Raw genomic sequence first — 5,000 nt, 5'->3', positions numbered from 1 at the left:
TTACGCCTATTTTAGTGAACCCGTGGGGAGTCGAACCCCAATCGAAGGAACCGGAATCCTTTATTCTATCCATTGAACTACGGGTCCATTGATGTTTGTTTTGCAAAATTACTATATTTTTAGTAGATTTGCAAATGAATTTTAGATTGCATGAATATGAATATAAGGATTGAAGAGAGCTGGAAACGTGAACTTGCTGCTGAATGGGGTAAAGATTATTTTGTAAACCTCACTCAATGGCTTCGCGGTGAGTATAGCACCAAGCAGATTTTCCCTCCTGGTAAGCAGATATTTGCTGCCTTTGACACTACTCCTTTCAATGACGTGAAGGTTGTGATACTGGGGCAGGACCCTTACCATGATGTGGGGCAGGCTAATGGGTTATGTTTTAGCGTTAACGACGGGATTCCATTCCCACCGTCGCTCCACAACATTTTCAAGGAGGTTCATGACGACACTGGTGCTCCTATTCCTGCCAGCGGTAATCTTGAACGATGGGCTCAGCAAGGGGTTCTGCTACTCAATGCGACGCTCACGGTGGAGGCTCATCGTGCCGGATCGCACCAAAACCGCGGGTGGGAAGAGTTTACTGATGCAGCCATTGCCCGCCTTGCCGCCGAGCGAGAGCATCTTGTATTCATCTTGTGGGGAAGCTATGCTATCAAGAAGGGCGCGTTTATCAACCGCATGAAGCATCTTGTTCTCACTTCGCCGCACCCGTCGCCTCTCTCGGCCTATCGCGGATTCTTCGGCAATCATCATTTCTCGCAGGCCAATGCTTATCTTGCGAAGCATGGCATCGAGCCTATAAATTGGTAATAATATGGAAAAAGAGACAAAATACAAGGAATTGCTGGCACGTCTTGTCCCGATGATAGACGGGGAGACTAATGCTGTTAGCGTGATGGCCAATGCTTCGGCTCTCATGCGTGAAGTGATGGGTGATGTATATTTCTGGGTTGGATTCTACACTGTGAATGGAGACATGCTCGAACTAGGACCGTTTCAAGGCACCTCGGCATGTTACCGCATCAAGCGCGGACGTGGCGTGTGCGGCACATCGTGGTCACAGGCCAAGACTCTCGTAGTGCCCGATGTGGAAGAATTTCCCGGGCACATTGCGTGCAGCAGTCTCTCGCGCAGCGAGATTGTTGTACCGCTGAAAAATAACGCGGGAACAGTGTGTGCAGTGCTCGATATCGACAGTCGTGAACTTGCGTCATTTGACGATGTCGATGCCAAATATCTTGGCGAGGTTGCTCAAAAAATCTCTGAGGTTATATATTAGTTCTCGAAGAAGTCAATCAACCGCTCGTGCAGGTCGGGAGCTTCGTCATAGGCAGCGTGGCCATAGTTGTCATACATTACCAACTTGGCATTGAGCGCTTCGGCCAATTCTAGCGAACTTTTTCCACCCAGCACGTTGTCGATATTTGACCCCACCACCAGCACAGGGCACTGTATGCCTTTGATTACAGTGTGAGCGTCATATCCCAGGCATGCTTTTGCAAGGGGGATGAATCGTGCGATATCGGCAGGTGTTCCCAGTTCCTCGGCCAGAGCAAACGAATCGGCAAATTTATCATAATATTCTTTGGAATAAACGTGTTGAAACACGTTGCGGTTAAATGCCTTCATGTCGCCTGCCTGTGCCAGTTCGATCCATCGTCCGAGCACTGCTCGCGCATTCTCGTCGGGGGTGGCAGCGGTAGAACAGAGCACGAGTTTTTCTACCACTTCGGGGTACTTTGCCGCAATCACCTGCGCCATCATTCCGCCTTGCGAACATCCCATGAGCAACACCTTGCTTAACCCAGCCAAGCGCATCGCATTGACCGTGTCGTCGGCCATCTGCTCAATGGTATATCCATTGGGAATAGAACGCTTGCGGTCAAACAGATACACCTTGTAGCCTGAATGAAATGCACGATATTGCATTGCCACAGCCTTGGCCATAGGGGTTACAGGCAACAAACTTAATCCGGGGATAAGCACAAAAGGCTTGTCGCCGTTGCCAAACGAAAAATAGTCTATCTCAAAGTTCTTGCCAGTGGCGCAGTTTACTGTTACTTTCATGTCGTGTTTTGGGTTTTGTGTACTGCAAAGTTACACAAATATTCCTAATAAATGTGCATTCTACTATGCAAATCATTGTTTAATGTATTAAACATGTGCATAATTGCGAAATTTTCACTAACTTTGCACCCGCAAAAGAAAAAATAGTACAATGCAGAATATTAGAAACGTAGCCATTATCGCTCACGTCGATCACGGCAAAACAACACTGGTAGATAAAATGCTCGCTGCAGGTAACCTGTTTCGCGACAATCAGAACATGGGTAATCAAATTCTCGACAGCAATGACCTGGAGAGAGAGCGAGGCATCACTATCCTTTCCAAGAACGTTTCAATCAACTATAACGGTTATAAAATCAACATCATCGACACCCCGGGTCACAGCGACTTTGGCGGTGAGGTAGAGCGTGTGCTCAACATGGCCGATGGTTGCTTGCTTCTCGTTGACGCCTTTGAGGGTCCTATGCCCCAGACTCGTTTCGTGCTCCAGAAGGCGATTCAGCTGGGACTCAAACCCATCGTTGTCATCAACAAGGTTGATAAGCCCAACTGCCGCCCCGACGAGGTTCAGGAGGCTGTGTTCGAACTCATGTGCAACCTTGATGCAACCGAGGAACAGCTCGATTTCCCCACAGTGTTCGGTTCGGCCAAGAACGGATGGATGAGCGATGACTGGACTCAACCCACCGACAACATCACGGCAGTGCTTGATGCAATCATTGAGCACATTCCCGCCCCCGAGATGAATGAGGGCGATGCTCAGATGCTTGTCACCTCGCTGGACTATAGCAGTTACGTGGGCCGTATCGCAGTGGGCCGTGTTCATCGCGGCACACTTACCGATGGTATGGAAGTGGGCTTGTGCAAGAAAGACGGCACAGTGACACGCCAGAAGATCAAGGAACTCCGCACATTCGAGGGCATGGGCCAGAAGCACGTGGAAAGCGTAGCCAGCGGCGACATCTGTGCTATCGTGGGTATTGACGGATTTGAGATTGGCGATACTATCACTTGTTTCACCAATCCCGAACCGCTTCCCCGCATTGCGATTGATGAGCCCACAATGTCGATGCTCTTCACTATCAACGATTCTCCCTTCTTCGGCAAGGACGGTAAGTTTGTGACATCACGCCACATCTACGACCGCCTGATGAAGGAACTTGATAAGAACCTTGCCCTGCGCGTTGAACCCTCGCCCAACGAGGACGCGTGGCTCGTGTTTGGCCGCGGAGTGCTTCACCTCAGTGTCCTCATCGAGGAAATGCGCCGTGAGGGATATGAGCTCCAGGTGGGTCAGCCCCAAGTTATCATCAAGGAAATCGACGGCGTGAAGTGCGAGCCCATCGAGTCGCTCACTATCAACGTCCCAGAGGAATACTCAAGCAAGATGATTGATATGGTGACACGCCGCAAGGGTGAGATGACCCTCATGGAGACCCAGAACGACCGCATCTTGCTCGAATTCAAGATACCTTCACGCGGTATCATCGGTCTGCGCACCAATGTGCTCACAGCCAGTGCTGGCGAGGCTATAATGGCTCATCGTTTCTTGTGCTACGAGCCTTGGAAAGGCGACATCACTCGACGTCTCAACGGTTCGCTCATCGCTATGGAAGGCGGAACAGCGTTTGCCTATGCAATCGACAAACTCCAAGACCGCGGCAAGTTCTTCATCTTCCCGCAGGATGAGGTTTACGGCGGTCAGGTAGTGGGCGAGCACAGCAAGGAGAAAGACCTCGTGATAAACGTCACCAAGTCAAAGAAGCTCACCAACATGCGTGCAAGCGGTAACGACGAGAAGGTGCGCATCATCCCGCCCATCGTATTCAGCCTAGAGGAGGCACTTGAGTATATCAAGGCCGATGAGTATGTAGAGATTACTCCTAACCACATACGCATGCGCAAGATTGTTCTTGATGAACTTGAGCGCAAGCGCATTAACAAGGCAAACGGCCAGGAAGATTAAAACTGGATATCACGATAACGACGCCCGGCAGCATCAAAGTTGCCGGGCGTTACTGTGTGTGTTTATCTGTAATCGTGAGTTGGGTGCTGGTTGGTGTTGGCGTTCCTCTTCGAGGATGCTTGCATGGGGTTTAACTTCGTCGAGCTCGCCAAGGCTCGGTTTGCATAGTGAGACTCTTCGAGTCTCTAACGTCTCCGACGTTTTTATAGGACACTAATAATATGGTATATATCTGTCCGACGGTCTAGCTCCATGTCCGACGGTCTAGCTCCCTGTCCGACGGTCTGGCGGCCTGTCCGACGGTCTGGCGACCTACCGACGGTCTTCGACCGCCGGTTACGATGCAGTGCGGCCTCTGCCGAGGCCAGTGTGGTGGATAGTTTTCCTACCGACGGTCTAGCGACCGCCGGTTACGATGCAGTGTGACGGGTTCCCCGTCAAAGCTGGTTGGGTCGTGTTGCTGTCTGGTGGTCTGGCGACCTACCGACGGTCTTCGACCGCCGGTTACGATGCAGTGCGGCCTCTGTCTAGGCCGATTGGTAGATGGCTCCCTGTCCGACGGTCTGGCGACCGCCGGTTACGATGCAGTGTGACGGGTTCCCCGTCAAAGCTGGTTGGGTCGTGTTGCTGTCTGGTGGTCTGGCGACCTACCGACGGTCTTCGACCGTCGGAGGTGGGGATAAAGGGGTGCGGCGGTGGAACCGCCTTGTTGCATCGTAACTGGCGTACGCAGTCCGTCGGAGAAAGGAATATAAAACTACCGGCCTCGGAGGTGCCGCACTGAAATCGCTCATCCTTCCCCCCTCGTCTTTCGTTTTTTTTGGTCTTCGTCTTTTGTTTTTCGTAAAATAGATGTACCTTTGTAGATTGAAATATTATAAATACTATAAAATATGAAGAAATTTTCGATCACTCTGCTATCCCTATTCCTTACAGCCGTGATAGCAAATGCCCAGAT

The 5,000-nt window shown here is 50.8% G+C and carries 4 protein-coding genes and 1 tRNA gene; 3 read left to right on the top strand and 2 right to left on the bottom strand.

Annotation, left to right across the window (positions count from 1 at the left end; translation table 11 throughout):
• Window positions 1-15 precede the first annotated feature (15 nt).
• Window positions 16-87, bottom strand: a tRNA-Arg gene (locus ACKI3C_RS00050).
• Between the two features lie 69 nt (window positions 88-156).
• Here ACKI3C_RS00050 and ung point away from each other — a divergent pair.
• Together ung and ACKI3C_RS00040 are read left to right on the top strand one after the other, a co-directional pair.
• Window positions 157-819, top strand: a complete 663-nt coding sequence (gene ung, locus ACKI3C_RS00045; protein ID WP_407400957.1) for a uracil-DNA glycosylase — start codon at window positions 157-159, stop codon at window positions 817-819.
• Between the two features lie 4 nt (window positions 820-823).
• The gene (locus ACKI3C_RS00040) at window positions 824-1,288 is read left to right on the top strand and encodes a GAF domain-containing protein (protein ID WP_407400956.1); all 465 of its coding nucleotides are present in this window, start codon (window positions 824-826) and stop codon (window positions 1,286-1,288) included.
• Here the strand turns inward: ACKI3C_RS00040 and ACKI3C_RS00035 are convergent.
• Window positions 1,285-2,076: an alpha/beta fold hydrolase gene (locus ACKI3C_RS00035; protein WP_407400955.1), complete on the bottom strand. Its 792-nt coding sequence runs from the start codon at window positions 2,074-2,076 to the stop codon at window positions 1,285-1,287. The two genes, ACKI3C_RS00040 and ACKI3C_RS00035, sit on opposite strands and share 4 nt — an antisense overlap.
• Window positions 2,077-2,227: 151 nt before the next feature.
• Between ACKI3C_RS00035 and typA the strand changes: the two genes are divergently transcribed.
• Complete coding sequence (typA, locus tag ACKI3C_RS00030; protein ID WP_407400954.1) at window positions 2,228-4,042, top strand: translational GTPase TypA; 1,815 nt, start codon at window positions 2,228-2,230, stop codon at window positions 4,040-4,042.
• The last annotated feature ends 958 nt before the right edge of the window (window positions 4,043-5,000 follow it).

It is taken from the genome of Sodaliphilus sp. (genome assembly GCF_045598405.1).
GTDB lineage: Bacteria > Bacteroidota > Bacteroidia > Bacteroidales > Muribaculaceae > Sodaliphilus > Sodaliphilus limicaballi.
The sequence above is the reverse complement of the archived record's forward strand: the minus strand, read 5'-3'. Positions and strand labels throughout refer to the sequence as shown.

What these genes read in the sequence shown, in the direction of transcription:
- ung (WP_407400957.1), top strand. Translation starts at nt 157, where the DNA reads ATGAATATAAGGATTGAAGAGAGCTGGAAACGTGAACTTGCTGCTGAA.
- ACKI3C_RS00035 (WP_407400955.1), bottom strand. Translation starts at nt 2,076, where the DNA reads ATGAAAGTAACAGTAAACTGCGCCACTGGCAAGAACTTTGAGATAGAC.
- typA (WP_407400954.1), top strand. Translation starts at nt 2,228, where the DNA reads ATGCAGAATATTAGAAACGTAGCCATTATCGCTCACGTCGATCACGGC.
- ACKI3C_RS00040 (WP_407400956.1), top strand. Translation starts at nt 824, where the DNA reads ATGGAAAAAGAGACAAAATACAAGGAATTGCTGGCACGTCTTGTCCCG.